The 2,807-nt window shown below is 56.3% G+C and carries 3 protein-coding genes; 2 read left to right on the top strand and 1 reads right to left on the bottom strand.

Annotation, left to right across the window (positions count from 1 at the left end; genetic code table 11):
- Positions 1-424 (top strand): aminoacyl-tRNA hydrolase (pth, locus tag AC1DSG_RS29960; RefSeq protein WP_477794102.1); only part of this gene is annotated, 424 nt, incomplete at its 5' end.
- Between the two features lie 23 nt (positions 425-447).
- Positions 448-1,548, top strand: a complete 1,101-nt coding sequence (gene ychF / locus AC1DSG_RS29955) for a redox-regulated ATPase YchF (RefSeq protein WP_477794101.1) — start codon at positions 448-450, stop codon at positions 1,546-1,548.
- A gap of 198 nt (positions 1,549-1,746) precedes the next feature.
- Here ychF and AC1DSG_RS29950 read toward each other — a convergent pair.
- The coding region (locus tag AC1DSG_RS29950) for a LysR substrate-binding domain-containing protein (protein WP_477794100.1) at positions 1,747-2,807 on the bottom strand (1,061 nt) is incomplete at its 5' end.

The raw sequence follows: 2,807 nt of genomic DNA, 5'->3' as shown, positions 1-2,807 counted from the left end.
GTATCAGGGTCAGGATGTTCGTCTGCTGATTCCCACCACGTACATGAACCGTAGCGGCCAGGCCGTAGCAGCTCTGGCGGGTTTCTTCCGCATCAAGCCTGAAGAAATCCTCGTGGCGCACGACGAACTCGATCTGCCTCCGGGCGTTGCCAAGCTCAAGCAGGGCGGCGGCCATGGCGGTCACAACGGGTTGCGCGACATCATCGCGCAACTGGGCAATCAGAATACCTTTCACCGCTTGCGGCTTGGCATTGGCCACCCGGGCGTTGCCAGTATGGTTTCAAATTTCGTCCTGGGTCGTGCGCCACGCGCCGAACAGGAAAAACTCGATGCCAGCATCGACTTTGCCCTCGGCGTGCTGCCGGATATCCTCGCCGGTGAATGGAACCGCGCGATGAAAAACCTGCACAGCCAGAAGGCCTGACTCTACTCCTCGGGGAAAACACCATGGGATTCAATTGCGGCATCGTCGGCCTGCCTAACGTCGGCAAGTCCACTCTGTTCAACGCCCTGACCAAATCCGGGATCGCGGCCGAGAACTTCCCCTTCTGCACCATCGAGCCGAACACCGGTATCGTGCCGATGCCGGATCCACGTCTGGATGCTCTGGCAGCCATCGTCAATCCAAAGCGCATCCTGCCGACCACCATGGAATTCGTCGACATCGCAGGCCTCGTTGCCGGCGCATCGAAAGGTGAAGGCCTGGGCAACAAGTTCCTCGCCAACATCCGCGAAACCGATGCCATCGCCCACGTGGTCCGCTGCTTCGAAGACGAGAACGTGATTCACGTCTCCAACAGCGTCGACCCGAAACGCGACATCGAGATCATCGACCTGGAACTGATCTTCGCCGACCTCGACAGCTGCGAAAAGCAACTGCAGAAAGTCGCCCGTAATGCCAAGGGTGGTGACAAGGATGCCGTGGTCCAGAAAGGCCTGCTGGAGCAACTGATCGCTCACTTCACCCTCGGCAAGCCTGCGCGCACGCTGATGAAGAACATGGGCGTCGACGACAAGGCAGTGATTCGTGGCTTCCACCTGCTGACCACCAAGCCGGTCATGTACATCGCCAACGTCGCTGAAGACGGTTTCGAGAACAACCCGCTGCTGGACATCGTCAAGGCCATCGCCGACGAAGAAGGCGCCATGGTGGTTCCGGTCTGCAACAAGATCGAAGCCGAAATCGCCGAACTGGAAGACGGCGAAGAGAAAGACATGTTCCTCGAAGCCCTGGGCCTCGAAGAGCCTGGCCTGAACCGCGTAATCCGCGCCGGCTACGAAATGCTGCACCTGCAGACCTACTTCACCGCCGGCGTCGAAGAAGTCCGCGCCTGGACCGTCCGCGTCGGTGCCACCGCACCACAAGCCGCTGGCGTGATCCACACCGACTTCGAAAAAGGCTTCATCCGCGCCGAAGTTATCGCCTATGACGACTTCATCCAGTACAAGGGCGAAGCCGGTACCAAAGAAGCCGGCAAATGGCGCCTGGAAGGCAAGGATTACATTGTTAAAGACGGCGACGTGATGCACTTCCGTTTCAACGTCTGATTTCAGGGCATTGACACTCAAGCCGCGCATTGCGCGGCTTTTTATTGCCTGATGATTCGCTGCAGACAAGATTTTGCCCAAGCCGATGACCTCTGAAGAGGCGCTGATCTGGCACTATTCCTACTGTGAAAAAGACCTGAAGTTGCATCGCTACTTGCGTTCGAAATGCAATAACGTCGTTCAAACCCTATCGGCGACTTACACCTTTCTGACCGGACAACAGCCGTCGATATTGCCACTATTGCGAATTACAGCCTTTATCCAGCGCCGCAGCCGCAAGACCTTGGGCGACGCCTCATTGCCATGAGGACACAACAACCGATAGGCAGACACTCGCTCTACTTTCTCTTTGAAAGGCATGACCAATTGGCCAGTCTTGAGGTACTTTTCGATAAGGCCTAACGGCGCCATTATCAATCCGAGACCGTCAATTGCCGCCTGTAGGCCATCACTCAGACTTTCAAAAAGCAACTCACGCTGTGGTGGGATATCCATGCGTCCAGCGGCTTGATTCCATAGCGTCCAGACACCAGGCGCCTGGAGTAACGTAAGGCGAGGGATACTCTCGATACTTTCCCCTGCAACAAGCCTTGCCGCAATTTGCGGTGCACATACAGGCGCACCCGATACATCCGCCAGTTTTTCGGAAAATACGCTGAATCTGGTCTGCGTGGTATGGCGAATGGCGATGTCCAGCTCACTGGCTTCCAGATCGACCAATCTGGATGAAAACTCCATGTGTACGGTGATATCCGGGTTCTCATGCTCGAACTGCGCCATGCCCGCACTCAGATAGGTAGCCGCGAAGCTGGGTGCCACGCTGATGCGTAACGGACTGGTATCACTGGCTTCCTTGACCGCTTGAAGCCCGATTGAGATCTCAGCCAGCCCCCTGCTGACGTGAAGCTGCAGTTTGCGGCCGCTTTCGGTCAATTCGATTTGCCGATTGCGTCGAACAAAAAGCGCCACACCCAATACGTTTTCCAACCTTCGAACCTGATGACTGATTGCGGAAGGTGTCAGGTGCAGAAAGGTTGCAGCCTCTTGAAAGGAGCCTAGCCGTGCAGCGGCTTCAAAAGCGTTGAGCGCCGGTAGATGTCGCACGCTTTCCGTAGGGATGAGAACTTTCTTTTCACGTGACATTTTGTCATCCAAGTAAAACCAATGTCGTTTGTCGAGCGCACGCCCCCGCTCGTACTGTTGTTCACGAGTCGATGATCTGTAAAGCGCAAAAAGGCGCCTCGGAACACTCCATGACC

The organism is Pseudomonas sp. P5_A12, from assembly GCF_056400685.1.
The sequence above is the reverse complement of the archived record's forward strand: the minus strand, read 5'-3'. Positions and strand labels throughout refer to the sequence as shown.